Source organism: Acinetobacter sp. GSS19 (assembly GCF_028621895.1).
Taxonomy (GTDB): domain Bacteria; phylum Pseudomonadota; class Gammaproteobacteria; order Pseudomonadales; family Moraxellaceae; genus Acinetobacter.
Map to the genome: position 1 here is coordinate 809,831 of NZ_CP117520.1, position 24,577 is coordinate 834,407.

The window sequence follows — 24,577 nt, forward strand, 5'->3', positions numbered from 1 at the left end:
AGAGGACTGGAGTATGAAAAATAACAAGATATCCGATCAGCCCACGCGACGCTCCACAGGTTGGCTTTGGTTTGCTGGCGTGATCAGTGTGCAGGTTCTGTTGATCGTTATGGGCTATTTGTTGAAATTTACCTGATCTTGATCGTTCTGACTGGTATTGAACTAGATTCTCCGTTATAGAACAGGGAAGATGATCATGGAAAAAACGAGATGTTGAAGCTGATTTACTATGTACCAGAATCTCATCTGGAGTCGACCAAACAGGCGATTTTTACTGCAGGTGCGGGCGGAATTGGCAATTATGAACAATGCGCCTGGCAGGTGATGGGTGTGGGACAATTCAAACCGGTCAAGGGTGCCAATCCATTTATTGGTGAGTTAAATGCCTTAGAGCAAGTGCCGGAATGGCGTGTGGAAACCATCGTGCCTGAAGAGCATGCTGCATCTGTGGCAAAAGCACTCAAGGCAAGCCATCCTTATGAAGAGCCTGCCTTTGAATTTATCCAGTTGCTGAGCGTAGATTGAGTGACCGATTTTAAATTTTCTGGATAAATAACTCACGTTCAAAACGGTACTGCGGATAGAACACACCATCCGCAGCACGTTCACCGGCTGCAATTACCATCACTGGATATTGCTGGTCATTTAAGCCGATAATTTTACGCAACAGTGGTTCATCAAAACCTTCCATCATGCAGCTGTCAAAACCATAAGCGCGTAATGCTAAAACCAGGTTTTCACAGGCGAGGGCAGTGCTCTTGCTTGCCCAGAGTTTGGCATCAGCCGGGCTAAATGCTGAAACGGGCAGTTGTTTATCCAAGGTACGTGCTACAGAAAAGGCGACTTTCTTAAAGTGACCAAAACTGTTCAGGTAGCCGGTTTTATAGTTATATGGGATCAGGCGGTAATATTTTTTTACGGCAGCCGGTGCTTCGGGAAAAGGGAATTCACTGATGTTCTTTTTCGCCATTTCATCAATGCGGTCGGTACGTGCCACACAAACAATGAGTTCTGCTGCTGTTTGTGCTGCCAATTGGCTCAGGCAGGCTTTGACCAATTGCTTTTTCTTGTGCGCTGATTGCACCACATAAAAGGTCCATGGTTGTAAATTGGATGAATTCGGTGCAAGCAGGGCTAAATTCAGACATTCATCCAAAATGTGCTCAGGAATCGGTTTTTCAGTAAATTTACGTACCGAACGACGGCTCTGGATCACTTTTTTAAAGTTATCGACATCGATATCTTGTGGGGCAGCTTCGTAATAACGTTCTTTAGCGGTATCGGAATTTGACATGGTAATCGACGTAAAATAGAAAGGATCAGTGATCTTAGCATCAAACCGGATTTCGATGGATGACTGAGATGGATGTTAATCATCCAGTCATCCTGTGGATTCTTCATTTAGTTAAATTGGCTGAAATCCGGCTTACGTTTTTGCATAAAGGCTTGTACGGCTTCTCTCATTTCTGGCGATGAAACCCGTTGCATAAAAATCTCAGCTTCATGATCAATACAGGTCAAAATCTCCGCTAAATCGTGTTTCATCAGCGCTTTGGTCTGTTTGAGTGATGCCAAGGGGAGTGAGGCCAGCTTCTGTGCTTGCATTTGTGCATAAGCGTAGACATCGCTTTCAATCGAATTGATTAGGCCGATTTGCATTGCCTTGGTGCTGTTAAATTTTTCTGCGGTAAACAGCAATTCGGCAGCTTGATGGTAACCGGCACGCTGTACCAGCAATTTGCTTGAAGCACCTTCCGGAGAGAGTCCCAAGCTGACAAAAGGTAGCTGGAACAAGGCACTTTCATCACTATAAGCCAAGTCTGTATGTAATAAAATGGTGACACCAATGCCAATCGCCACGCCTCGTACGGCAGCAATGAGCGGTTTAGAAAAACGAGCAGCAGCTTTGAGCAACACAAAGGGAGGAGCATCTCCAGCTTTGCCTTGTAGCGGGGACTGAACGAATTTCATAAAGTCCTGCATATCATTGCCTGCGGTAAAATCAGCCGTTGCACCGCGCAAAATGACCACGCGAACCTCTTGGGATTGGTCAGCTTCATCAAGCGCCTGGGCAATCCATAAATACAGTTCGCCATACAGAGCATTTTTGCTTTCCGGCCGCTGGATGGCTAAAGTCAGAACCCCGTGAGCTAATTCCGCATGTAAATGTGGATGGGGCTGTTGAATACAGCGCAGTGTCATCGTACTATCCTTGCTTTCATCTATTGTTCAAATTATGCGACTCATTATGGCGTAGAATAAAAAATTCTGTAGTAACTGATGAGTTCATAAAAATTTTTCTAGCACTATGAAGCCAGCATTTGACTATCTCGTTTTTATTGGACGTTTTCAACCGTTCCATCTTGCTCATCTGCAAACGGTCCATTTGGCCTTGCAGCAAAGTCAGCAGGTGATTTTGGCTTTGGGTTCGGCTCAGGCTGAACGCAATATCAAGAATCCATTTTCTGCCTCTGAACGTGAACAGATGATTCTGTCCAATTTCCCGATTGATGAACAGGAGCGGATCCGTTTTGTCCACGTCATTGATGTCTACAATGACGAAAAATGGGTAAAACAGGTGAAAGATCTGGTGGCCGGTATAGTAGAAACGGATGCCAAAATAGGCCTGATTGGTCATTTTAAGGATGAATCTTCGTATTATCTCAATCTTTTTCCTGAATGGACCATGGTAGAACTCGACAGTTTGCATGGAGCAATTTCAGCCACGCCGATGCGGGAAGCCTATTACCGTGGTGAGATTCAAACGGAAGCATTTCCTGCAGGCACGATTCGGTTTTTACAGAATTTTCAAAAAACACCCATTTACCACCAATTGCAGCACAAATACCTGACGCAAGATAAAAGCAATCTTGCTGAATCCTGAGTATGCTCATTAGTCGAGGCAAGATCTCTTGCACTGACTGGGGCTTGAATGGGATGAAGCTCAGAATGAGATTAGCCATTACTTGCATGCTCAGTGTATTTAGCCTAAGCATCATGATACAGACGAATGCCCAAGCATGGACGCTGACCCCGAAAACTCAGGTAGGATTTAATATTCGCGCTATGGGGTTTTCTCTGGTAAAAGGCCAGTTTACCTAGTTTCAGTCGAATATGAAATTTGATCCTACCACGCCACAAAATGCCTCGGCTCAGTTGGTGCTGCAGATGAATAGCGTTCGCGTGAATAAATCGGGACTGAAAGATCTGTTGTTGGGCGAGCGGTTCTTTTTTGTAGAACAGTATCCAACAGCGAGGTTCAACAGCCGTGAATTTATTGCCTTAGGCAATCATCAATATGATATTAAAGGCGATCTCACTTTGCGAGGAATCACCCAACCGGTAATGCTGAAGACAAGGTTAAAACCTAATAGTAATGATCCACGACTGCTGGATGTGGAAGCGAAAACTGTGGTGAAGCGTGAGGATTTCGGGATGAAAAAAGCCTTTGCAGGGATGGGGGAAAAAGTGATGATTGAAGTGTCTGGACAGTGGCAGGCTAAATAAGTCCTACTGGCTATTCTATCGCTAGAATGTTTATCGCTATAAAGTCAATAAAAAAGTAGGCACGTAAATATGATCTACCTGCCTATCTTTTCATTTTTGCAATGATTAATTTAGCTGGTTTTCAGCGCTTTTAGATCTGCCAGAACTTGTTCGGCATGGCCAGCCGCTTTCACTTTATGATAGCTTTTGACCAGTTCACCTTTGTGGAAAATAAAGGTCGAACGTTCGATGCCCATGACCTGTTTGCCATACATATTTTTTTCTTTAATTACATCAAAGTGTTTACATAACACTTCTTCTTTGTCGCTGATCAAATTAATACTGAGTGCCTGCTTTTCGGTAAAGTTCTGATGAGATTTCACCGAGTCACGTGATACCCCAATGATGGTAGCACCTAAAGCTGTAAACTGCTCTTTCATGCTCGTAAAATCAAGCGCCTGTGTAGTGCAGCCCGGAGTGGAGTCTTTAGGATAAAAGTAGACAATCAGCCAGTCTGAGGCAATGTCATTTAAGTTGATTTCGCCGTTGGTTGCTGGAAAAATCTGATCCAGTAAGGTGATGTGTTCAGTCATCTGTTTGATCCTTTATGCGCCGACAGAATCGTTAAGTTCAAGAGGTAAAAAAGCATATTCGCCATGATACAGAATTTCACCTGAACGTACAGGAATCGAATTTTTAAATATTGGCCCATCAATCACCGTGGTGTGAAATTCACCTCCTTCACCACAAGGATCAATGCCGCGCTGTTCTAGTTGCAGGATATATTCATACGTCAGGATTTTCCCTAGATCATCTGCGGTCATGCCTAGGTCTAAATTCACTGTGACAATCACGCTTTTGAAACCGAGTTGAATAAATTCATCAATCACTTCACGATGTGGCCGTTGCCAGAGCGGCATACTGAGTTTAAGGCCCGCTTGTTGAGCCACACGCTCATGCCAGCAACCATGTTCAGGCATATCTAAATCGCCTGTGACTAAAACGTCTGCATCTTGTGTTTTGGCTTGAGCCAGTAAATCCAGAAATTTGGCTTCATAATCATTCCAGCTCGATGATGCACTAATTATTGGAAGACCGAGGGCATCAGCCTGTGCTTGAATAATCGCTCTGCTCATGGCATGTGAGCGTGAACGTTGACCATTTTCTTCCAGCATAATGATTAGGCCGATTGCTTCACCAACCTGCAGGGCGTGATATAGAGCCAATGTGCTGTCTTTGCCACCACTGAACGACACAACGAATTTGTGCTGTTCAGCGTTAGTTTTCCATTCATGTTGCATGGTTGTTCAACTTTATAAATAAAAAGCCTGCAAATGCAGGCTTTATGGCATAAAAAAGGATTATTTTTTTGCTTGCGCCGATTTCATGGCTTCTTCGCTTAAGGTTTTTAATTTACCAGTCAGCTGTGGACCAAAGCAGGCTTGTAAGTCACGGTTTTGTTTTTGCACAAATGCGAGTGTTGCCGGGCTTTTTTTCTGGTTGATGGTGCTTTGAATTTCCCATTTTTGTGCATTGGTCAATTTACCATCTGCTTCAACTGCACAGCTACAGTATTTGCTGGCTTCTGCAGCAGTCAGTTTTTTACCTTTGGCAGTTTCTTCTTTACAGACATTAATCAGTGCCGCTTTGACATTGGTACTTTTGTACGCTTCCTGAATTTTGTTGGTTTCTGCGTGGGTTGTACCTGCCATGAGTGCGGCAGCAGAAACCAGTGTGGATAGAATAATTTTTGCTTTTAACTGTTTCATAATGAAGTACCTGGTTATTGCGGTCTATAACGTGTCGGGTCCGGCACACCTGCATCTAGAAAACCTTGTTTACGTAGACGGCAGCTATCACACTTGCCACAAGCACGTCCTTGCTCGTCTGCCTGATAGCAGGAGACAGTTTGACTGTAGTCTACGCCATGTTCAATGCCTAAACGTATAATATTCGCTTTGGATAAATGTAACAAAGGTGTTTCAAATTTAAGTGGTTTGCCTTCTACACCGGCTTTAGTGGCCAACTGTGCCATACGGGCAAAGGCCTCAATAAATTCCGGACGACAATCGGGATAACCTGAATAATCCACCGCGTTAATGCCAATCACAATCGCTTCAGCATCAAACACTTCTGCAGCTGCCAAGGCATAAGATAAGAAAATGGTATTGCGTGCTGGTACATAAGTGACCGGGATGCCTTCCTGTTCTTGTTCAGGCACATCAATATTATGATCGGTCAGAGCAGAACCGCCTAAATTGCCCAAGTCAATATTAATAATGCGATGTTCAACACCTGCACGCTGCGTGAGGGCTTTTGCTGCATCCAGCTCGGTGGTGGAACGTTGACTATACATAAAACTGAGGGCAATACACTCATAACGTGCTTGCGCCCAAGCTAAACAGGTGGTTGAGTCTAAGCCGCCAGATAACAGAACAATGGCACGAGGGCGCATACGATACTCCAATGTTATAAGTGATGAAGGATTAACGACCGGTTTCGTCATTCCACAATAATTTATGCAATTGTAGCTGGAAGCGAACAGGGAGATGGTCTTGTAAAATCCACTGAGCCAGATCACGTGCGAGTGCAGGCAGTTTTACCGCATTTTTCTCTACCGCAAAGGCAGGGGAGAACCATACCGTGGACACTTTATCCTGTAATTGGTAGTTCTGTACCTGCTGTTTCGACCATTCATAATCTTCGCGGTTACAGATTACGAATTTGATCTGGTCATGAGCGGTCAAATATTCAAGGTTACTGAGCAGATTGCGCTGTTGTTCACCGGAGGTCGGAGTTTTTAAATCCAGGACTTTGTATACACGCGGATCAACTTTTGATACATCCAGTGCCCCGCTGGTTTCGAGCGAAACTTGGCAACCCAGATCGCACAAGCGGCTTAACAATGGCAAACAGTTGGGCTGTGCTAAAGGTTCACCGCCTGTCACACAAATATACGGGGTCTGATAAGACAAAGCTGTTTGAATAATGTCTTTCAAGGATTGCCGTTCACCACCTTCAAAGGAATAGGTGGTATCACAATAACTACAGCGGAGTGGACAACCGGTTAAACGGATAAAGACCGTCGGTAAGCCTGCAGTATTTGCTTCGCCTTGCAGAGAATAAAAAATCTCGGTAATACGCAAGCCCGCAGCCGGATCAGAAACAGGAATGGCACTAGAGCGTAAAGAAGTCATCATTCAAATACCGCAGAGTTAAAAAACAAAAATCCCTACGGTCATGACAACCGTAGAGACAAGGAGCGATTGAAGCTCCGAGGAACGATAAAGTTCCGCAACAGAATAAATTAGTCGTCGCGAAGCAAATCGTTCAAGCTGGTTTTAGCACGGGTTTGCGCATCTACTTTTTTCACGATGATCGCAGCATACAGGCTGTAAGTACCACATTTAGACGGAAGGCTACCCGCAACCACAACAGAACCCGCAGGTACACGGCCGTAATGGATTTCACCCGTAGCGCGGTCATAAATCTTGGTCGATTGACCAATGAACACGCCCATTGAAATCACAGAACCTTCTTCAACAATCACGCCTTCCACGATTTCAGAACGTGCACCGATGAAGCAGTTGTCTTCAATAATGGTTGGGTTGGCTTGAAGTGGTTCAAGAACACCACCAATACCTACACCACCAGACAGGTGTACATTTTTACCGATTTGTGCACATGAACCGACAGTTGCCCAGGTATCCACCATGGTGCCTTCATCTACATAAGCACCGATGTTGACATAAGATGGCATCAACACCACGTTTTTCGCCTGGTAGCTACCTTTACGTGCAACAGCGGGTGGTACAACACGCACACCAGCTGCTTTGAATTGTTCTTCAGTCCAGCCAGAGAATTTAGTGTCTACTTTGTCATAGAAGCGAAGGTCGCATGACTCGATTGGTTTGTTATCGTTCAGTTTGAAAGATAATAAAACTGCTTTTTTCAACCACTGGTGAACAACCCATTCACCATCGATTTTTTCAGCTACACGAAGCGTGCCATTGTCTAAACCAGCGATTGCTTGCTCAACTGCTTCACGGATTTCTGCAGGACAGTCTGCTGCAGTAAAATTAGCGCGGTCTTCAAATGCTTGCTCAATAATAGTCGAAAGCTGAGACATGATGTTCCTTCCAGAAAAATTTCTAAGATTTTACACTATTTGAATCGGGATAGACCGAAAAAAACCGAAGACTTTATTAAAATTAAGTCAGCTGAACAGGAGAGTGTATTTTACGGGCTGATCGGTTTTACAAAAACTTCTGTACAGACAAGAAAAGTTAAAAGGTGTAGCAAAAAATAACATAAAGCGCCTGATTTCGTTCTAAAAACCATGAAAAAGCTGCTTTAGCATGACGTTTATACAATATGGAACTGAAAACGAAAAAATCATTTTTCGAGGAGAGTGAACATGAATGTTTTACGATTAGTTGCACTATCGACTGCCTTAGGCACCATGGCCATGACAGCCAATGCTGCTGATGAAGAGATTATCAAAGAAGACGGCTCTCAATTTTCATTTTTTAAGCCTGCTTCTGTACGTGCTGAAGTTGGGACCACTGGCTATGGTGGTGCCATTACCTATAATGCCAATCCTTATGTCGGGGTGACACTGGGTTATAACGGTGGTGATATCTCTTGGGATGACGATGTTGAATATGATGATGTCAACTATGATGTCGATATGGACAACAACCTGACCTACTTAAATGCTGAAATCCGTCCGTGGGCCAATGCCTTTTATATGGCTGCCGGTGTAGGTTATGTGGATCAGGAGTATGGTTTGCGTGCCCGTTCCGATGGTAATCCGATTAAAATTGATGGACAGACGACGACTTATAACTCGCTTTCTGCTGATGTCAGTTATGACAATCAAATCGCACCGTATCTAGGTTTGGGTTATTCACCAGCGCTCAATGATCGCTGGGGGGTATTTGGGGAAATCGGGGCTTACTATACGGGTAACCCAAGTGTGACCAATGTAAAAACCAATGGTACAAGTTATGCAGGTGGCGATCCGGTACTAGATAACCATTTAGATGAAATCCGAAATGATGACAAATATGAATGGTTGCCCGTAGCTAAACTCGGCATTAACTACCGTTTTTAAACTTGTGAATTAAAAAAGGGCCAGTGAATGGCCCTTTTGTGATGGGGGGAGTTGAATTAGTCTTCTGGATAAGCGACTTTTTTCAGTGCCTTGATATCAGCTTCTGGTGAGCATAAGGAAATAAACTCGTAGCCATAACCGCGTAACAAATGCCCTTTGCGCACCGCAATCCAGGTGGTATTAACGCCGAAAATATCGGTTTTGATTTGCTTTAAACGGTAATCACGTTCCGGATCATAGGCGACATCATTGACAATCCCTACGCCCATACCCAGTTCGACATAGGTCTTGATCACATCAGCATCCAATGCAGACATCACCAGATCCACATCAATTCCAGCATCTTCAAAGGCCTTGTCGATTTTCGAACGACCGGTGAAACCACCATGATAGGTAATAATCGGATAATGGGCCAAATCTTCTAAGGTAATGTTTGGTACTTGGGTCAGGGGATGACTCTGCGGAACAATAATACTATGTTGCCAGTTATAGTAAGGCACGCTGGCCAGATTTTCTTCCGTCGTTAAAGATTCAGTGGCAATACCAATATCCGCTTCGCCCTGCAGCAACATTTCTGCGATTTCAACCGGGCTGGCCTGTTGCAGGACTAAATGCACTTTAGGAAAGGCTTTCTTGAACTGGTTGACAATCGGCGGTAACACATAACGTGCCTGCGTATGCGTGGTGGCAATCGTTAAAGTCCCTTCATCCACCTTGTTGAAATCATCTGCCAGACGTTTGATGTTATCGGCATCAACCAGCATGCGCTCAACGATGCTGAGCAGGGCCTGGCCGGGTTCCGTCAGACCTAAAAGACGTTTACCTTTGCGGATAAACAGTTGTACCCCCAACTCATCCTCTAGATCTTTGATGTGTTTACTCACACCCGACTGAGAGGTATACAGTGCCGCGGAAGCTTCGGTTAAATTAAAGTTTTGTCGAACCGTTTCTCGGATAATTCTGAGTTGTTGAAAATTCATAATAAAGCATACCTTCTAAGTGGACAGGAAGCGTCCTGTCCATAACTGCACTTAAGCGGCTTGATCCGCAAAGAGGTGCAGTGTAATTGCACTGACCCAGACTGTTTGGTTAGGTTTAAATTGGTGTAATTTTGCTTCTTCTGGGCTTAAAGAAATCTCAATTAAACGACCTTCACGATCCTGTAATTCTGCCACAACTTTTCCAGCAATCCACAATTCACGCAAGAATGTTGCTTGAATCGCATTCTGTTGTGGTTGTGCATGTAGATGTAATTCATCCGGACGGGCAAATGCAATGATCTTGCCTTGTGGAGCGTTTGCTTCCGTGGCGAACTGAATCCGGTCTTGCCCGAGCTGAAGCACCCCTTGATAATGTTCACCTTCAAAGCGATTGGCTTGTCCCAAAAAGTCAAAAACAAAGGGGGTCGCCGGTTTTTCATAGACTTCACGTGGCGAACCGATTTGTTCAATATTACCTTTATTCATCACCACGATCTGGTCAGCTACTTCGAGTGCTTCTTCCTGATCATGGGTGACAAAAATTGAGGTAATGTGCAGTTCATCATGCAAGGTACGTAACCAGCGGCGTAATTCCTTACGCACTTTGGCATCTAATGCACCAAAGGGTTCATCTAGCAATAATACGCGAGGTTCAACTGCGAGGGCACGCGCTAAGGCGATCCGCTGGCGTTGACCACCGGACAGTTGTGCTGGATAACGATCAGCCAGAAAACCGAGTTGTACTAGATCAAGCAGGCGTGTGACACGTTTCTTGATTTCTGCTTCTGAAGGACGGGTACTGCGTGGACGTACCCGTAGGCCAAAAGCCACATTGTCAAATACGGTCATGTGGCGGAACAGGGCATAGTGCTGAAAGACGAAACCGACTTGACGTTCGCGTACATGAACATCAGTAGCATCCTGACCTTCGAGCAGAACCTGGCCGCCATCTGCGGATTCCAAACCAGCAATAATTCGCAGTAGGGTGGTCTTTCCACAACCTGAAGGACCGAGTAAGGCAACCAGTTGGCCTTCCGGAAAATCCAGCGAAATGTTGTTAAGTGCATGGAATGCACCAAAGTGTTTTTCAATATTTTGAACTTGAATACTCATCAGGTCATTCCTTAAGAAACAGGGTTGTCATCGCTGCGTGGTGCTTGTCGATCCTGACGCAATTCCACCCAGGTTTTCAGAATCAGGGTAACAATCGCCAGTAAAGCCAGCAGGGAGGACACGGCAAAGGCCGCACTAAAGGTATATTCGTTGTAAAGAATTTCGACATGCAGCGGCAGGGTATTGGTTTCACCACGGATATGGCCGGAAACGACCGACACTGCACCGAACTCGCCCATGGCACGGGCATTACACAGGATCACGCCGTAAATCAGGCCCCACTTGATGTTTGGCAAGGTGACTTTCCAGAAGGTTTGCCAGCCTGAAGCTCCTAGTACAATCGCAGCTTCTTCCTCTTCAGTGCCTTGTGCCTCCATGAGCGGAATCAATTCACGTGCCACAAACGGTACAGTGATAAAAATAGTGGCCAGCACAATCGCAGGAACGGCATACAACACTTTGATGTCGTGATCCATGAACCATTCACCAAACCAGCCTTGTGTACCAAAGATCAGTACAATCATCAGGCCTGCAATGACTGGTGAAACCGAAAACGGCATGTCAATAATGGTGGTAAGAAGGGATTTGCCTCTAAAGTTGAATTTGGCCACACACCATGCTGCTGCCACACCAAACACTACGTTAAGGGGAACGGCAATTGCTGCTGTTAGTAAGGTCAGTTTGACGGCGGAGAGGGTATCCGGGTGAACCAGAGCTTGCAGATACACGCCCATCCCTTGTTTAAAGGCCTCTACAAATACTAGAATCAACGGCAGAATCAGGCAGCTCAGGAAGAAAATCAGTGCAATGCTGAGCAGGCTATATCGTACCCAGTTTGGTTCACGGGTCGCGTCGCGTGATTGCAGTTTGTCTGCCAGCGCATTGCTGTCGGTAGTGAAACTCATCGTGCAGTTCTCCCGGTACGGCGGCTTGCCCAAGCTTGCAGCAGGTTAATCAACAATAAAATGCCAAAGGAAAGCACGAGCATCACCACGGCAATCGTAGTTGCACCGGCATAGTCATATTCTTCCAGACGGGAAATGATCATCAGTGGTGCAATCTCGGTTTCAAAGGGCTGGTTGCCGGCAATAAAAATCACTGAACCATATTCACCAACCCCGCGGGCAAAAGCCAAGGCAAAGCCGGTCAACAAGGCAGGAAACAGGATGGGCAAAATAATCTTGCTGATAATCTGCAGGCGGTTGGCACCGAGCGCTGATGCGGCTTCTTCTAGTTCGGTTTCAATGTCACTCAGCACCGGTTGTACGGTGCGCACAACAAACGGCAGACCAATAAAGATCAAGGCCAAGGTAATCCCGATGGGGGTATAGGCCACCTGAATGCCCAGTGGTTCCAGATATTGACCGACCCATCCTGTTGGCGCATACAGGGAGGTCAAGGCGATACCGGCAACCGCAGTAGGTAGGGCAAAAGGTAAATCCACCAATGCATCGACCAGACGTTTACCTGGAAACCGGTAACGAACTAGACACCAGGCCAGTAACAGTCCAAACACCACGTTAATTACCGCTGCAATTAAGGCAGAACTAAAACTGAGCTGTAAGGATTTTAAAATTCGTTCAGAGCTAAGAATGTCCCATAAGCCGCTCCAGCCGATGCCAAGCGATTTGATCAATAAGGCAGATAACGGTAACAGGACAAGCAGGGATAAATACGCAAGGGTAAAGCCTAGAGAAAGACCAAATCCTGGCAGCACTCGGGATCGCTGCGACATGATGATTCCTCAATAAAAAGCACTGACCTCGCTAAAGGGTCAGTCAAATAAAACAGTGGGGCTTACAACAACTTAGACTGCAAATTTCAACAGGGGAGAGTTATCTTCTGTTTCTCTCCAATGCGGCAGCGTTTCGGGTAATAAATAGTCAAAAATCTGTGGGAAAGGTCCAAATCCTGAAGCTACATTAATGTGACCCACAGCCCCTAAATTGATAGGGTTGAGCTGCCAGACCTGAGCTAGACGTTGTGCATCTGTAAAGCTCAGCCAAGGATCGTTTTCACTGATCAGCATTTGGGTGGGAACATTAATATCTAATCGCTGGAACAAGGCTGAATAATCTTGCTGGCTGTCACGTGCAAAACCGGCTTCACCAAAACGGGCAGGATTGGCGGGGGCAACCAAAATTAGACGTTTCACTTTTGCCTGCAGTTCAGGATGCCAAGCCAGCGCAGCAACACTGGTCAAACAGCCAAAACTGTGGGCGATAATTTGCAGCGGTTGCTGGATCTGTTCCACCGTTGCGACCCAGCGGGCCACCCAGTTGTTTAACACAGGCTGGTTCCAGTCCTGTTGCTGAACACGGGAGCAGGAGGTCATTTGGCGTTGCAACCAAGATTGCCAGTGTTGATATTCACTGCCGCCAACGCCCGGAACGATCAAGTTATGAATCATGTCGCTACTCCCATATTCAGCATGTTTAACTTTTAACGGGTGTTGTTGGCTTTGACGATCTGGTCAAAGACACCACCAGTTTCGAAATGGACTTTTTGTACTTTCGACCAGCCACCAAATTCCTGGTTGACGGTCACCAATTTCAGCGGTTTAAAGGTGTTGCTGTATTTTTTCAGGATTGCAGCATTACGTGGACGGTAATAGTTACGTGCCACAGCTTCTTGTCCCTGAGGTGAATACAAGAAGTTCAGATAGCCTTTCGCCACGGCCAGATTACCTTTTTTCGCTGCATTCTTTTCAACAATTGCCACCGGTGGTTCTGCCAGAATTGACAGGCTTGGTGTTACGATTTCAAACTTACCTGGCTGTTCACGCACCGCGAGAAAGGCTTCATTTTCCCAAGCAAGCAAGACGTCACCGATGCCACGTTCAGCAAAAGTGGTAGTTGCACCCCGTGCACCTGAGTCGAGAACCTTGGTTTGTTTGTAAATCTGACGTACGAATTCACGTGCTTTGGCATCACTACCGCCATTACGGTGTTTCGCCCATGCCCAGGCTGCCAGATAGTTCCAGCGCGCGCCACCTGAAGTTTTCGGGTTTGGAGTAATAATTTCTACGCCCGGTTTCACCAGATCACCCCAATCCTTAATCTGTTTTGGGTTGCCTTTACGCACCAAAAACACAATGGTTGAGGTATATGGTGTGGCATTTTGTGGTAATTTCTTTTGCCAGTTTGCTGGGAGCAGTTTGGCTTTTTCGGCAATCACATCAATATCTGCCGCCAATGCCAAAGTCACCACATCGGCATCCAGACCGTCAATCACGGCACGGGCTTGTTTGCCTGAACCACCATGTGACTGACGGAAATTGATTTGTTCACCGGTTCGTTTCTGCCAGTAAGCACCGAACTGTTTGTTGACGTCATCATACAGTTCACGGGTAGGGTCATAAGAGACGTTTAAGAAGTCTTTAGCTGCAAAAGAAAATGATGAAACAGAAACTAGAGCAGTCAGTAAGGCGATTTTCAATTTGGAAGTGTGCATCTGCTTTTTCCCTAAAATTTATGCGGTTTGGAAATATGGATGCAGCATAACCGCTGTCTTTATGCACAAAAAATAAGAAAAAATGCATTTTATATCTGCAAAAAAGAAATAATCTGCCAGATTTGCTTTTACACTAGCAACATCATCACCGCCTGAACCGAGTATGCAAGTTTTTCAAAATGCCCAGGAAATCCATGCTGTTTCTGTGCTGGATCGAGCCTTTCATTATGGAGATGGCTGTTTTACCACGGCTAGGATTCGGGCCAATCAGATCGAGTTACGGACACGTCATTGGTCGCGCTTGCAACAGGCCTGCCAGCAGTTGCTGCTGCAGGCTGACCTCAGTTTAATCGAACAAAGTCTAGCGCTGTTGCAACAACAGCACACAGCGTTGAACGGTACATTAAAAATCATGATTAGTCGGGGTGAGGGACAGCGTGGCTATGCTTTTCCTGATCATCCGGCTGATGTTTATGTATTTTATTATCCGCATGCCGTTGCTCATTTTCAGCCGGAATCTTTGCGGAGCGGAATCTTACAGCAGCGTATCGGTTTAACCATGCCAGCTTTGCTGGGGGTGAAAACCTTGAACCGGTTGGAGCAGGTCATGCTGAAGCATGAAGCACAACAACAGGGCTGGCCAGAGGCTCTGGTGTTTGATGTGCAGGATCGTCTGGTGGAGGGCGTAAGCAGTAATTGTTTTGTATGGCAAAACAATCGCTGGATCACGCCAGAACTTCGTTATAATGGCATCCACGGCGTGATGCGTGCCGAAATTTTGGCCCGTATGCAGGCGCGGGGTATTGCATGTGAACAACGCAGCGTTACCCTAGATGAGCTGTCACAGACCCAAAGCCTGTTTTTCTGTAATGCGCTTGGCCCGATGAAAATGGTGACCCAGTTGAATGACCGTTCTCTGGACCTTCAACCGTGTCTGGAACTTTTTCAGATTTTACAACTTGATCAGATTGATTAATTTATGCCTGTGTCTAAATCGAAAAAAAACGCAAAAAAAACACCTGCTATCCAGTTGAAAGCACCTTTACTGATTGTGGCTGCATTTGTGACCGTGATATTGATTGTGCTGTGGAGCAGTTTATTTAAATCCTACCCGGTTCAGGGTCAAAAACAGATGCTGGCGATTGCACAGGGAGATACTTATTCCGGGCTGATTGATCGTCTGAACAAGGAAAATAAAGTTCATTTTCCAATCCTACTCAAGCTGTACCAAAAGCTGGTCATTCGCGACACCCTTAAAGCCGGTGTCTATGAAATCCGTCAAGGCATGAGCTTCCGTCAGGTTTTAAGCCTGATTTCGAATGCAGAAAATGCACAAATGAACCGAATTCTGGTGATTGAAGGAACCACCTTCAAACAGCTCATCCATAGCCTGAAAAAAGATCCGTTGGTGAAAAACACCTTACTGGATTTACCTTATCCTGAAATGCTGAAAGAACTGGGAATTCCTTATACACATCCGGAAGGTCTATTTGCTCCAGATACCTATTTCTTTAGCAAAGGGGAAACGGATCGCAAGATCCTGACGGATCTGTATCAGCGTCAAATGAAAGCCCTAGATCAGGCATGGCAGAACCGTGCAGCAGACCTGCCGTATCAGGATAAATATCAAGCTCTGATCATGGCCTCGATCATTGAAAAAGAAACCAGTCTGGACAGTGAATTGCAACAGGTGTCTGGGGTATTTGTACGCCGTCTACAGCAGGGTATGCGTTTGCAAACCGATCCAACCGTGATTTATGGCATGGGCGATAAATATCAGGGCAATATCAGCCGTGAAGACCTGCGTACACCGACACCTTACAATACCTATACTCAAGCAGGTTTACCGCCGACACCGATTGCTTTGCCCGGTAAAAAAGCCATTGAGGCGGCCATGCATCCAGACAACTCCACTAATATTTATTTCGTAGCCACTGGCAATGGTGGGCATAAATTCAGTGCGACGCTGGAGCAGCATAACCGTGCTGTGCAGGAATATTTATCCGTGTTAAAAAATCGCTAGGAGCCAGTATGTTTATTAGTTTTGAAGGCACGGAAGGGGTCGGTAAAACCACTTTAATTCAAAAAATGTATCAGCATTTTTTAGCTCAGGGCCGGCAGGTGATTTTAACCCGAGAACCTGGGGGTACAGGACTGGCCGAGCAAATCCGTTCGCTGTTGTTAACGGTCAATGAGGCTGAAAAAATGTGTCCGGATACTGAGCTTTTGCTGATGTATGCGGCACGGGCACAACATATACAGCAGGTCATTTTACCTGCATTGACAGCCGGCCAGATCGTTTTATGCGACCGCTTTACGGACGCCAGTTATGCCTATCAGTGTGCAGGGCGTGGTTTAAGCAAGGCTAAGCTGAATTTGCTGAACAGCAACTTTGTTGCGCAAATGCCGGATCTGACATTCTGGTTGGATGCCCCGATTGAAATGGGTATGGCCCGTGCGCGTGCACGCGGTGAGCTGGACCGTTTTGAACAGGAAAAAGTCAGTTTCTTTGAACGGGTACGTGCCGGTTATGCCGAGCTTCATCAACAAGATCCCATGCGTATTCAGAAGCTTGATGCGACGCAGCCACCTGATGCAGTGTTTGCTCAGGCATTGTCTGGCCTGAAAGAAAAGGCTTAACCGAAGTTAAGCCATTTGTGTTTTTAGGGGGTGTTCACGAGTGGTTGATCCACTTTAAAGTCGGGTGGAGTCAACACCGTCTTACGGATTTCCGGTGCCAGATCCGGGTAATCTAACGTGTAATGCAAGCCGCGCGATTCCTTGCGGCTCATGGCACAGCGTACAATCATTTCTGACACCAGTACCAGATTACGTAACTCAATCAGATTTTTGCTGACCTGATAATCCTGATAATACTCGTTGATTTCACGCTTCAACATTTCAATGCGGTGCAGGGCACGTTCCAGACGTTTAGTGGTCCGTACGATACCGACATAGTTCCACATGGTCGCGCGTAGCTCATCCCAGTTTTGCAGAATGACCACATCTTCATCCGGATTGGTCACTTGAGAATCGTCCCAGGCAGGTACGCTTGGGCAGTCAAAAGTCGGGTTGAATTTGCGTTGGATATCCTGTGCTGCACTCATCCCATAGACAAAACATTCTAGCAGCGAGTTGCTGGCCATACGGTTGGCACCGTGCAGACCGGTATATGAGGTCTCACCAATCGCATATAACCCTGGAATATCGGTCTGGCTGTTTTCATCAACCACCACGCCACCACAGGTGTAGTGCGCCGCAGGAACCACCGGAATCATGTCTTTGGTAATATCGATACCGAGTTCAAGCAGGCGGGCATATAAGGTCGGGAAATGCTCGGTGATGAACTCTGCTGGTTTGTGGGTGATGTCCAGCCATACGTGGCGAATCCCCAGACGTTTGATTTCATAGTCGATGGCGCGTGCCACGATATCACGCGGTGCCAGTTCTGCACGCTCATCAAAACGCAGCATAAAGCGTTCGCCATCTGGCAGGCGTAAATAGGCTCCTTCACCACGCATCGCTTCCGTGATCAGGAAGGAACGTGCCTGCGGATGATAGAGACAGGTCGGGTGGAACTGGTTAAATTCCATATTGGCCACGCGGCAACCTGCACGCCATGCCATGGCAATCCCATCACCTGTGGCGATGTCTGGATTTGACGTGTAAAGATAGGCTTTCATGGCACCACCGCAAGCCAAGGCGGTAAATGGTGCGAGGAAAGTCTCGACTTCGCCATAATTTTCGTTCAGGGCATATAAACCCACGGCACGGTTTGCCTGATCTTTGAGACCTAGTTTATGTGTGGTAATCAGGTCAATTGCAATATAGTTTTCAAAAATGGTGATGTTTTTCTGTTCACGTGCGCGTTGTACCAGCGTCGTTGAAATGGCTTTGCCGGTTGCATCCGCAGAGTGGATGATGCGGCGTTGCGAGTGACCCCCTTCGCGGGTGAGATGCAGTTGTGCATCTTCATCTAGCGTGAATTCCACACCATTTTGCAGTAAAAAGTCGACTGAAGGTTTACCACCTTCCACCGTGTGTCTGACGGCATCAAGTTCACACAGTTGTGCGCCTGCAATCATTGTGTCATCAATATGCTGTTGAATAGAGTCCGTTTCATCTAGAACCGCGGCTACACCACCTTGCGCATAAAACGTACTGGCTTCCGTCAGAGGAGCTTTGGCCAAAACGGCAATGTTGTAATGTTGAGGTAACGATAAAGCGAGGCTTAAACCTGCACCGCCACTTCCCACAATGATCACGTCAAAGTGATGCGTAGTGCTTAGATTAGACATATCCATCAGCTAGTTTGAAAAAAGTTTGATAATGACACCCCTTTTTGCCTAAAAAGGCAAGAGTAAATGTAGCGAGAAGTCCATCGGAATTTCTGTTTATTATGATTTTTGTAACGATTTTATTAACATCTTGTTTTGTAGAAAATAATAAAACATAGTCATTACTATTCACAGAATAGCTGCTGAACAGTCTATTTTTTCCTCAAGTGAGATGAATATAGGTTTGGGCGAAATGAAACATCGGTATTTACAACAAGGTCTTTATGCGGTTGCGTTGACGATGGGCACCGTGCATACACAGGCAGCCAGTCCAGTTGATTTTTCCAATCTGGTGGAGCAGGTCAGTCCTGCTGTGGTCAGTGTCAATGTCGTGAAAAAAATGTCGCAGGAAGAATTATTGCAACAGCAGGTTCCTGAAATACTGCGCCGTTTTTTTGGTAATCAGGTGATCATTCCGCAGCAGCCGATGCCTCAGGAAAAAACCGCTTACGGCAGTGCTTTTTTTATCAGTAAAGATGGTTACCTGCTGACCAATCACCACGTGGTCGAAGATGCGTCCCGTATCAGTATCATGCTGAATGACCGTCGGGAAATTGATGCCAAAGTTGTGGGGAGTGACCAGCGTACCGATGTGGCTTTACTCAAAGTCGAAGGCAATAATTTCCCGGAACTGCGTACGGGCGATGTCAATAAATTAAAAGTGGGTGAGCCAGTCTTGGCGATTGGTTCCCCGTTTGGTTTTGACTATTCGGCGTCGGCCGGCATTGTCAGTGCTAAATCCCGCAATATGTCGGGTGAAACCACCGTACCGTTTATTCAGACGGATGTAGCCCTGAATCCGGGTAATTCAGGAGGGCCGCTCTTTAATCAGCGTGGGGAAGTGGTCGGGGTGAATTCCCGTATTTTTAGTGGCACGGGCGGCTATATGGGCTTGTCATTTTCCATCCCGATTGATGTGGCAATGGATGTAGCCGAGCAGCTAAAAACCAAAGGCAAAGTGACGCGTTCCTACTTGGGGGTGAATCTGCAGGACATTGACCGTAATTTGGCAGAAGCTTATAAACTTTCCAAACCTGAAGGTTCGCTTATTACGCAGGTGACACCAAATTCCCCAGCCGCACAAGCGGGATTAAGAGCAGGAGACGTGATCTTAAAATACAATGGTAACCCTATTTCACGGACCTCAGAGCTGCTCAATTACTTGAACCGTTCAGTTCCGAAACAAAGCATCAGTCTGGAAATTTTACGTGATGATAAAATTCGCCAGCTATCGGCCACTTTGACTTCGGCACCTGATGAAACCCCAGCGACTGCAGGTTCAGCCAGCCAGAAACAGGGACCAGTCCTTGGGATGACCATTCGCACGTTAAGCGAAGCCGAGCGGGCACAATTGGAAGTTGAAGGGGGAATTTTGGTTCAGGAGGTGAGCCGAGGGGGATTGGCTGCGTTGTCTAGAATCATGCCGGGCGATGTCATCACCCATGTGAACGGTACAGCCGTACGCAATGTCCAAGAATTTGCCCGAATGGTTTCTGCACTGAACAAAAACACTGTGGCGCGTGTTTCTTTGATCCGACAGGGCTCTCGTGCGATTTTAGGCTTGCGCATGCAATAAGCCTGAATGAATTATAAAAAACCACTCATTGAGAGTGGTTTTTTCTTTTAATACTAGGGTTTCTCTATTTTTTTACATACACTGTAGAGTCGAATCGGCGGCTGTTTTATTTGGGCTGTGAGATCTGTTCTTTCTACATCAGGGAAATGTGAGTGTGAGTACGATTTTTGATCTCCAAATCACCGTGCAACCAGAACATATCGATGCTTTAGGGCATGTGAATAATGTGGTGTATATGCAGTGGATGCAGCAAGTGGCTGGAGCGCATATCAATCAGCTGGGTTTGGGGTTGAAACAGTATCTGGAATTAAAACATGCAATGGTGGCTGTGGAACATCATGTGCAGTACCGTAAGCCTGCTTTTGTTGGAGAGCGGTTGATTCTGCGAACCTGGCTGAGTGATTTAAATGCCTTATATTCAACTCGGCAGTATGTTTTTTATCGCCCGCAGGATCAGGCAGTTGTGTTTGTAGGGAATACCAAATGGGCCTGTGTCGAGATTGCGAGTGGACGTTCCAAACGTATGTCCCCCACCTTTACTCAGGCTTATCAGCCGCTTGTAGCTGAGCTAAACCCAATGGATTTTTCCCAATGCTATCTGGCTGAAGCCAAATAAGCTGATGCTTTGCTATGTTTTTAAAAATCCGGCAGAAACACCCAACACTACGATTATTTTGGATACTTTAAAAAAACCATCTGCTATAATCGCAGCCAATTTCTTTGTCAGCTTTTGCTATGTAGCAGTCCAGTTCTGCATAGCGCACGATATTCTTTAAGGTAGCCCATGGCGCAAGCTAAAAAATCTGTTGATATCAAAAATATACGTAACTTCTCGATCATTGCGCATATCGACCATGGAAAGTCGACACTTGCTGACCGCTTTATTCAAACCTGTGGTGGCTTGCAAGCTCGTGAGATGCAGGCACAGGTTCTGGACTCCATGGAGCTTGAACGCGAACGCGGCATTACCATTAAAGCCGCTTCTGTGACTTTGTATTATCAGCACCCGAATGGTCAGGAATATCAGCTGAACTTCATTGATACACCGGGACACGTAGACTTTTCCTATGAAGTTTCACGTTCATTAGCTGCTTGTGAAGGGGCTTTGCTCGTAGTCGATGCTGCGCAGGGTGTAGAAGCACAATCAGTGGCTAACTGCTATACCGCGATTGAGCAGGGACTTGAAGTTCTTCCTGTGCTCAACAAGATTGACTTGCCACAGGCAGAACCGGAACGTGTCATTCATGAGATTGAAGAAATCATCGGGATAGAAGCAACACATGCACCGACCTGTTCGGCAAAAACAGGTTTGGGTATTGATACCGTACTGGAAACGTTGGTGGATGTGATTCCTGCACCAGAAGGTGACCGTGAGGCTCCGTTGCAAGCCCTGATTGTAGATTCATGGTTTGATAACTACCTAGGGGTCGTCTCACTGGTACGGATCAAGCAGGGTCGTATCCGTAAGGGTGACAAGATGCTGGTGAAATCAACCGGTCAAACCCATTTGGTGACATCGGTAGGTATCTTTAATCCAAAACATACTGAAACTGACTTGCTCGAAGCTGGTGAAGTAGGCTTTGTGATTGCCGGTATTAAAGACATCTTTGGTGCGCCAGTCGGTGATACCATTACCTTGTCCACCACACCTGAAGTTGCGACATTGCCTGGTTTTAAAAAGGTTAAGCCGCAGGTCTATGCAGGCTTATTCCCAATTGATGCCAGTGATTTTGAACCGTTCCGTGAAGCGCTACAAAAACTGCAAATCAACGACTCGGCCTTGTTTTTTGAACCGGAAAGCTCTGATGCACTAGGCTTTGGCTTCCGTTGTGGTTTCTTGGGCATGTTGCACATGGAAATCGTTCAGGAACGTCTAGAGCGTGAATATGATCTGGATCTGATTACCTCAGCACCTACGGTTGTGTATGAAGCACTGACCAAAGCGGGTGAAACCATTTATATCGACAGTCCATCGAAAATGCCGGAAGGTGGTACGGTCGAAGATTTACGTGAACCGATTGCCGAGTGTCATATTCTGGTGCCGCAGGAATATTTAGGTAACGTGATGACCTTATGTATCGAGCGTCGTGGCGTACAGAAGGACATGAAGTTCTTGGGTAACCAGGTTTCGATTACCTTTGAAATTCCAATGGCAGAAGTGGTCATGGATTTCTTCGATCGCTTGAAATCTTGTTCACGTGGTTTTGCTTCACTGGATTATAACTTTGTGCGTTTTGAAAGTTCGAATCTGGTGAAGGTGGATGTCTTGATCAATGGCGACAAAGTGGATGCCTTGGCGATGATCTGTCACCGCAATGATGCGCGTCACCGTGGTATTGCATTGGTTGAAAAAATGAAAGACCTTATTCCACGTCAGATGTTCGATGTGGCGATTCAGGCGGCGATTGGGGCACAAATTATTGCCCGTTCAACCGTAAAAGCGATGCGTAAAAACGTTCTGGCGAAATGTTATGGTGGGGACGTATCACGTAAGAAAAAACTGCTTTCGAAGCAGAAAGAAGGTAAGAAACGCATGAAACAGGTGGGTAGTGTTGAAATCCCACAAGAAGCGTTCCTGGCTGTGTTGAAAGTAGAACGATAATAAATAGAGGTCATTTCGCCCATGGATTTTGATTTTAATTTAATCCTCGTACCGGCCACATTGCTGTTTTTCTTGTTGTGGTTGCTGGATAAGCTGGTGTTGAAACAGCGTAAAACCCGCGGACGAGGCAACGAGAATTTTATCATTACCTGGGCCTATGATTTCTGGCCGGTGCTAGCGGTCGTACTGGTGCTGCGCTCATTTTTCTATGAGCCGTTTAATATCCCATCAGATTCCATGGTTCCCACCTTGGAAACCGGTGATTTTATTTTGGTGAATAAATATAATTACGGGATTCGTTTGCCGATCGTAAATACCAAGGTGATTGAAGTGGGCGCTCCGGAGCGTGGTGATGTGGTGGTGTTCCGTTATCCACCGCAACCGAGCATTAGTTACATCAAGCGTATTGTGGGTTTGCCCGGGGATCATATTGTTTATGATCATGGTCAGTTGAGCATTAATGGCCAGAAAGTGCCTAAAGTGTCCGTTGAGTTTAGCCGTGTTAAAGATGCTTTGGATACACCAACCTCAATTTATCATAAAGAAACTTTAGGTCGGCACACCTTTACCATGCGTGAACTAGAAGGGGTAAATGTGGCGCAACAGGCACCTTTCCTGAACACCATTGAAAATGGTAAATATTCCAGTGAAAATGGCTTATATTGGGAAGTCAAGGTTCCGGCAGGCCACTATTTTGCTATGGGCGATAACCGTGACCAGAGTGCGGATAGCCGTTTCTGGGGATTTGTACCGGAACAAAATCTTACCGGTCGTGCCGTTTATATCTGGATGCATAAGGAACCAGGTTTTAAACTGCCGTCATTTAGCCGTAATGGCCAGATTGATTAAACTACGATGGATAATAAAAAATGCGTAAAGCTCAACAAGGTGTATCAGTTATAGGGGTTTTATTGGCGGTCATCCTGTTTGCTATTGTTGCTAAGGCAGCTTTAGCCATTTGGCCTGCTTATTGGGACGATCGGGTGATCAATAAAGAAATTGAGGATGTATTGAAAAATAATCCGATTACCATGAAATCTTTTGAATTCGAGTCTAAAATGGATCAGCAATTAAGCATGAATAATATCCGTGACTTGAAGATTAAAGACATAACCCAAGTACAAAATGCGGGTGGTCTGGAAGTGAAGAAAAAGTACGAAGTAAGAAAGCCTTTCTTGCTGAATATCGATTTAGTGTTAACGTTCGAGAAAGATTTTGATCAAAGGTTCGTCCAAAGTCAGAGTAAGTGATCCGCGCTTACCCAGCCGTATCGGTTATCAATTCAAGCAACCCGAGCTGCTCCAGCTTGCCCTGACACACCGATCGGTCAGTCACAAACACAACTATGAGCGCCTAGAGTTTCTAGGCGATTCATTATTAGGCATGATCATTGCCAATCACCTTTACCATGCTTATCCGCATGAAAATGAAGGGCGTCTGACCCGTATGCGGGCAACGCTTGTACGGCAAGAAACTCTGGGTAAAATTGCAACCGATTTGAAACTTGGGCCGTGTTTAATACTCAGTACCGGTGAGTTGAAATCAGGTGGCCACCATCGTGAATCAATTCTCGCCGATACCGTGGAAGCAATTATTGGGGCCATTTATCTTGATTGTTATGATTTAAGTAGCTTGCAAAAAATTGTTCTAAAATGGTATGAGCCCTATTTAGAACATATTGAACCCACTGATCAATTGAAAGATCCAAAATCACGCTTGCAGGAATATCTGCAGGCACGTAAAAAGCCATTACCGATCTATGAAGTGGTTGATATTCAAGGTGATGCACCGAATCAACACTTTAAAGTTGAATGTCGAGTCGAAGGGCTTTCCGTATTCAATGGTGAAGGTTCCAGCCGTCGATTTGCTGAACAGACAGCAGCGGCGGAAATTTTAAAACTTTTGGAGCAGTAG

29 protein-coding genes are annotated in these 24,577 nt (G+C 45.9%); 14 read left to right on the forward strand and 15 right to left on the reverse strand.

Annotated elements, in window-relative coordinates; all coding sequences use genetic code 11:
• Positions 1-13 precede the first annotated feature (13 nt).
• Positions 14-136 carry a KGW motif small protein gene (locus PGW99_RS03900; RefSeq protein WP_273778827.1) on the forward strand — a complete coding sequence of 41 codons (123 nt, stop codon included), beginning with the start codon at positions 14-16 and terminating at the stop codon, positions 134-136.
• A 74-nt stretch (positions 137-210) separates the two neighbouring features.
• Entirely contained in the window at positions 211-525 is a 315-nt protein-coding gene (locus tag PGW99_RS03905) for an NGG1p interacting factor NIF3 (protein WP_273778828.1), read from the forward strand.
• Positions 526-535: 10 nt separating this feature from the next.
• Here PGW99_RS03905 and PGW99_RS03910 read toward each other — a convergent pair whose 3' ends face one another.
• Positions 536-1,294 carry a nitroreductase family protein gene (locus PGW99_RS03910; RefSeq protein ID WP_273778830.1) on the reverse strand — a complete coding sequence of 253 codons (759 nt, stop codon included), beginning with the start codon at positions 1,292-1,294 and terminating at the stop codon, positions 536-538.
• A gap of 107 nt (positions 1,295-1,401) precedes the next feature.
• A complete protein-coding gene (locus PGW99_RS03915) occupies positions 1,402-2,202 on the reverse strand; it encodes an enoyl-CoA hydratase (protein ID WP_273778831.1) in 801 nt (266 codons plus the stop codon).
• Between the two features lie 106 nt (positions 2,203-2,308).
• Between PGW99_RS03915 and PGW99_RS03920 the strand changes: the two genes are divergently transcribed.
• Together PGW99_RS03920 and PGW99_RS03925 are read left to right on the forward strand one after the other, a co-directional pair.
• The gene (locus PGW99_RS03920; protein ID WP_273778832.1) at positions 2,309-2,884 is read left to right on the forward strand and encodes a nicotinate-nicotinamide nucleotide adenylyltransferase; all 576 of its coding nucleotides are present in this window, start codon (positions 2,309-2,311) and stop codon (positions 2,882-2,884) included.
• Positions 2,885-3,114: 230 nt separating this feature from the next.
• Positions 3,115-3,507 (forward strand): YceI family protein, encoded by a 393-nt coding sequence (locus tag PGW99_RS03925; RefSeq protein WP_273778834.1) that lies wholly within the window; start codon positions 3,115-3,117, stop codon positions 3,505-3,507.
• 110 nt (positions 3,508-3,617) lie between these two features.
• Here the strand turns inward: PGW99_RS03925 and PGW99_RS03930 are convergent, their stop codons facing one another.
• The 6 genes from PGW99_RS03930 to dapD all read right to left on the reverse strand — a co-directional run bounded on the left by PGW99_RS03930 (position 3,618) and on the right by dapD (position 7,615).
• Positions 3,618-4,079 carry a peroxiredoxin gene (locus PGW99_RS03930; RefSeq protein WP_273778836.1) on the reverse strand — a complete coding sequence of 154 codons (462 nt, stop codon included), beginning with the start codon at positions 4,077-4,079 and terminating at the stop codon, positions 3,618-3,620.
• Positions 4,080-4,091: 12 nt separating this feature from the next.
• Positions 4,092-4,787, reverse strand: coding sequence for a diphthine--ammonia ligase (locus PGW99_RS03935; RefSeq protein WP_273778837.1), 696 nt, complete (start codon positions 4,785-4,787; stop codon positions 4,092-4,094).
• Between the two features lie 60 nt (positions 4,788-4,847).
• Entirely contained in the window at positions 4,848-5,255 is a 408-nt protein-coding gene (locus PGW99_RS03940) for a hypothetical protein (protein ID WP_273778839.1), read from the reverse strand.
• A gap of 14 nt (positions 5,256-5,269) precedes the next feature.
• Positions 5,270-5,941: a 7-cyano-7-deazaguanine synthase QueC gene (gene queC / locus PGW99_RS03945; RefSeq protein WP_273778840.1), complete on the reverse strand. Its 672-nt coding sequence runs from the start codon at positions 5,939-5,941 to the stop codon at positions 5,270-5,272.
• Between the two features lie 31 nt (positions 5,942-5,972).
• A complete protein-coding gene (gene queE / locus PGW99_RS03950) occupies positions 5,973-6,683 on the reverse strand; it encodes a 7-carboxy-7-deazaguanine synthase QueE (RefSeq protein WP_273779425.1) in 711 nt (236 codons plus the stop codon).
• A 110-nt stretch (positions 6,684-6,793) separates the two neighbouring features.
• Positions 6,794-7,615: a 2,3,4,5-tetrahydropyridine-2,6-dicarboxylate N-succinyltransferase gene (dapD, locus tag PGW99_RS03955; RefSeq protein WP_273778841.1), complete on the reverse strand. Its 822-nt coding sequence runs from the start codon at positions 7,613-7,615 to the stop codon at positions 6,794-6,796.
• A 288-nt stretch (positions 7,616-7,903) separates the two neighbouring features.
• Between dapD and carO the strand changes: the two genes are divergently transcribed.
• Positions 7,904-8,602 carry an ornithine uptake porin CarO gene (carO, locus tag PGW99_RS03960; protein WP_273778842.1) on the forward strand — a complete coding sequence of 233 codons (699 nt, stop codon included), beginning with the start codon at positions 7,904-7,906 and terminating at the stop codon, positions 8,600-8,602.
• Between the two features lie 56 nt (positions 8,603-8,658).
• Here carO and PGW99_RS03965 read toward each other — a convergent pair whose 3' ends face one another.
• The 6 genes from PGW99_RS03965 to PGW99_RS03990 form a co-directional block, all read right to left on the reverse strand.
• A complete protein-coding gene (locus tag PGW99_RS03965; protein ID WP_273778843.1) occupies positions 8,659-9,582 on the reverse strand; it encodes a CysB family HTH-type transcriptional regulator in 924 nt (307 codons plus the stop codon).
• 51 nt (positions 9,583-9,633) lie between these two features.
• Positions 9,634-10,695, reverse strand: a complete 1,062-nt coding sequence (locus PGW99_RS03970) for a sulfate/molybdate ABC transporter ATP-binding protein (protein WP_273778844.1) — start codon at positions 10,693-10,695, stop codon at positions 9,634-9,636.
• Between the two features lie 11 nt (positions 10,696-10,706).
• On the reverse strand, positions 10,707-11,600 hold the full coding sequence (gene cysW, locus PGW99_RS03975; RefSeq protein ID WP_273778845.1) for a sulfate ABC transporter permease subunit CysW: 894 nt from the start codon (positions 11,598-11,600) through the stop codon (positions 10,707-10,709).
• Positions 11,597-12,430: a sulfate ABC transporter permease subunit CysT gene (gene cysT, locus PGW99_RS03980; protein WP_273778846.1), complete on the reverse strand. Its 834-nt coding sequence runs from the start codon at positions 12,428-12,430 to the stop codon at positions 11,597-11,599. Before cysT ends, cysW begins: the two co-directional genes overlap by 4 nt.
• Positions 12,431-12,502: 72 nt before the next feature.
• Complete coding sequence (locus PGW99_RS03985; protein ID WP_273778847.1) at positions 12,503-13,105, reverse strand: alpha/beta hydrolase; 603 nt, start codon at positions 13,103-13,105, stop codon at positions 12,503-12,505.
• 32 nt (positions 13,106-13,137) lie between these two features.
• On the reverse strand, positions 13,138-14,148 hold the full coding sequence (locus tag PGW99_RS03990) for a sulfate ABC transporter substrate-binding protein (protein ID WP_273778848.1): 1,011 nt from the start codon (positions 14,146-14,148) through the stop codon (positions 13,138-13,140).
• Positions 14,149-14,311: 163 nt separating this feature from the next.
• Between PGW99_RS03990 and pabC the strand changes: the two genes are divergently transcribed.
• The 3 genes from pabC to tmk are packed head-to-tail and all read left to right on the forward strand — an operon-like array spanning position 14,312 to position 16,788.
• The gene (gene pabC / locus PGW99_RS03995; protein ID WP_273778849.1) at positions 14,312-15,124 is read left to right on the forward strand and encodes an aminodeoxychorismate lyase; all 813 of its coding nucleotides are present in this window, start codon (positions 14,312-14,314) and stop codon (positions 15,122-15,124) included.
• A gap of 3 nt (positions 15,125-15,127) precedes the next feature.
• Positions 15,128-16,171: an endolytic transglycosylase MltG gene (gene mltG, locus PGW99_RS04000; RefSeq protein WP_273778850.1), complete on the forward strand. Its 1,044-nt coding sequence runs from the start codon at positions 15,128-15,130 to the stop codon at positions 16,169-16,171.
• Positions 16,172-16,179: 8 nt separating this feature from the next.
• Positions 16,180-16,788 (forward strand): dTMP kinase, encoded by a 609-nt coding sequence (gene tmk / locus PGW99_RS04005; RefSeq protein ID WP_273778851.1) that lies wholly within the window; start codon positions 16,180-16,182, stop codon positions 16,786-16,788.
• A gap of 23 nt (positions 16,789-16,811) precedes the next feature.
• Here the strand turns inward: tmk and nadB are convergent, their stop codons facing one another.
• On the reverse strand, positions 16,812-18,452 hold the full coding sequence (gene nadB, locus PGW99_RS04010; RefSeq protein ID WP_273778852.1) for an L-aspartate oxidase: 1,641 nt from the start codon (positions 18,450-18,452) through the stop codon (positions 16,812-16,814).
• A 226-nt stretch (positions 18,453-18,678) separates the two neighbouring features.
• Between nadB and PGW99_RS04015 the strand changes: the two genes are divergently transcribed.
• From PGW99_RS04015 to rnc, 6 genes are all read left to right on the forward strand, one after another.
• Complete coding sequence (locus PGW99_RS04015) at positions 18,679-20,061, forward strand: Do family serine endopeptidase (RefSeq protein WP_273778853.1); 1,383 nt, start codon at positions 18,679-18,681, stop codon at positions 20,059-20,061.
• Between the two features lie 154 nt (positions 20,062-20,215).
• Positions 20,216-20,677, forward strand: a complete 462-nt coding sequence (locus tag PGW99_RS04020) for an acyl-CoA thioesterase (protein ID WP_273778854.1) — start codon at positions 20,216-20,218, stop codon at positions 20,675-20,677.
• A 168-nt stretch (positions 20,678-20,845) separates the two neighbouring features.
• Positions 20,846-22,663, forward strand: coding sequence for a translation elongation factor 4 (gene lepA / locus PGW99_RS04025; RefSeq protein WP_273778856.1), 1,818 nt, complete (start codon positions 20,846-20,848; stop codon positions 22,661-22,663).
• Between the two features lie 21 nt (positions 22,664-22,684).
• Positions 22,685-23,512: a signal peptidase I gene (lepB, locus tag PGW99_RS04030; protein WP_273778857.1), complete on the forward strand. Its 828-nt coding sequence runs from the start codon at positions 22,685-22,687 to the stop codon at positions 23,510-23,512.
• Positions 23,513-23,532: 20 nt separating this feature from the next.
• Positions 23,533-23,913: a DUF4845 domain-containing protein gene (locus PGW99_RS04035; protein WP_273778859.1), complete on the forward strand. Its 381-nt coding sequence runs from the start codon at positions 23,533-23,535 to the stop codon at positions 23,911-23,913.
• Positions 23,879-24,577, forward strand: a complete 699-nt coding sequence (rnc, locus tag PGW99_RS04040; RefSeq protein WP_273778860.1) for a ribonuclease III — start codon at positions 23,879-23,881, stop codon at positions 24,575-24,577. The genes PGW99_RS04035 and rnc overlap by 35 nt, the downstream gene beginning before the upstream one ends.

What these genes read in the sequence shown, in the direction of transcription:
- PGW99_RS03915 (WP_273778831.1), bottom strand. Translation starts at nt 2,202, where the DNA reads ATGACACTGCGCTGTATTCAACAGCCCCATCCACATTTACATGCGGAA.
- queC (WP_273778840.1), bottom strand. Translation starts at nt 5,941, where the DNA reads ATGCGCCCTCGTGCCATTGTTCTGTTATCTGGCGGCTTAGACTCAACC.
- lepA (WP_273778856.1), top strand. Translation starts at nt 20,846, where the DNA reads ATGGCGCAAGCTAAAAAATCTGTTGATATCAAAAATATACGTAACTTC.
- PGW99_RS03920 (WP_273778832.1), top strand. Translation starts at nt 2,309, where the DNA reads ATGAAGCCAGCATTTGACTATCTCGTTTTTATTGGACGTTTTCAACCG.
- PGW99_RS03935 (WP_273778837.1), bottom strand. Translation starts at nt 4,787, where the DNA reads ATGCAACATGAATGGAAAACTAACGCTGAACAGCACAAATTCGTTGTG.
- PGW99_RS03990 (WP_273778848.1), bottom strand. Translation starts at nt 14,148, where the DNA reads ATGCACACTTCCAAATTGAAAATCGCCTTACTGACTGCTCTAGTTTCT.
- PGW99_RS03930 (WP_273778836.1), bottom strand. Translation starts at nt 4,079, where the DNA reads ATGACTGAACACATCACCTTACTGGATCAGATTTTTCCAGCAACCAAC.
- nadB (WP_273778852.1), bottom strand. Translation starts at nt 18,452, where the DNA reads ATGGATATGTCTAATCTAAGCACTACGCATCACTTTGACGTGATCATT.
- PGW99_RS03970 (WP_273778844.1), bottom strand. Translation starts at nt 10,695, where the DNA reads ATGAGTATTCAAGTTCAAAATATTGAAAAACACTTTGGTGCATTCCAT.
- PGW99_RS04015 (WP_273778853.1), top strand. Translation starts at nt 18,679, where the DNA reads ATGAAACATCGGTATTTACAACAAGGTCTTTATGCGGTTGCGTTGACG.
- PGW99_RS03965 (WP_273778843.1), bottom strand. Translation starts at nt 9,582, where the DNA reads ATGAATTTTCAACAACTCAGAATTATCCGAGAAACGGTTCGACAAAAC.
- PGW99_RS04035 (WP_273778859.1), top strand. Translation starts at nt 23,533, where the DNA reads ATGCGTAAAGCTCAACAAGGTGTATCAGTTATAGGGGTTTTATTGGCG.
- PGW99_RS03985 (WP_273778847.1), bottom strand. Translation starts at nt 13,105, where the DNA reads ATGATTCATAACTTGATCGTTCCGGGCGTTGGCGGCAGTGAATATCAA.
- mltG (WP_273778850.1), top strand. Translation starts at nt 15,128, where the DNA reads ATGCCTGTGTCTAAATCGAAAAAAAACGCAAAAAAAACACCTGCTATC.
- PGW99_RS03905 (WP_273778828.1), top strand. Translation starts at nt 211, where the DNA reads ATGTTGAAGCTGATTTACTATGTACCAGAATCTCATCTGGAGTCGACC.
- dapD (WP_273778841.1), bottom strand. Translation starts at nt 7,615, where the DNA reads ATGTCTCAGCTTTCGACTATTATTGAGCAAGCATTTGAAGACCGCGCT.
- cysT (WP_273778846.1), bottom strand. Translation starts at nt 12,430, where the DNA reads ATGTCGCAGCGATCCCGAGTGCTGCCAGGATTTGGTCTTTCTCTAGGC.
- carO (WP_273778842.1), top strand. Translation starts at nt 7,904, where the DNA reads ATGAATGTTTTACGATTAGTTGCACTATCGACTGCCTTAGGCACCATG.
- tmk (WP_273778851.1), top strand. Translation starts at nt 16,180, where the DNA reads ATGTTTATTAGTTTTGAAGGCACGGAAGGGGTCGGTAAAACCACTTTA.
- pabC (WP_273778849.1), top strand. Translation starts at nt 14,312, where the DNA reads ATGCAAGTTTTTCAAAATGCCCAGGAAATCCATGCTGTTTCTGTGCTG.
- queE (WP_273779425.1), bottom strand. Translation starts at nt 6,683, where the DNA reads ATGACTTCTTTACGCTCTAGTGCCATTCCTGTTTCTGATCCGGCTGCG.
- cysW (WP_273778845.1), bottom strand. Translation starts at nt 11,600, where the DNA reads ATGAGTTTCACTACCGACAGCAATGCGCTGGCAGACAAACTGCAATCA.
- PGW99_RS03900 (WP_273778827.1), top strand. Translation starts at nt 14, where the DNA reads ATGAAAAATAACAAGATATCCGATCAGCCCACGCGACGCTCCACAGGT.
- PGW99_RS03940 (WP_273778839.1), bottom strand. Translation starts at nt 5,255, where the DNA reads ATGAAACAGTTAAAAGCAAAAATTATTCTATCCACACTGGTTTCTGCT.
- lepB (WP_273778857.1), top strand. Translation starts at nt 22,685, where the DNA reads ATGGATTTTGATTTTAATTTAATCCTCGTACCGGCCACATTGCTGTTT.
- PGW99_RS03925 (WP_273778834.1), top strand. Translation starts at nt 3,115, where the DNA reads ATGAAATTTGATCCTACCACGCCACAAAATGCCTCGGCTCAGTTGGTG.
- PGW99_RS03910 (WP_273778830.1), bottom strand. Translation starts at nt 1,294, where the DNA reads ATGTCAAATTCCGATACCGCTAAAGAACGTTATTACGAAGCTGCCCCA.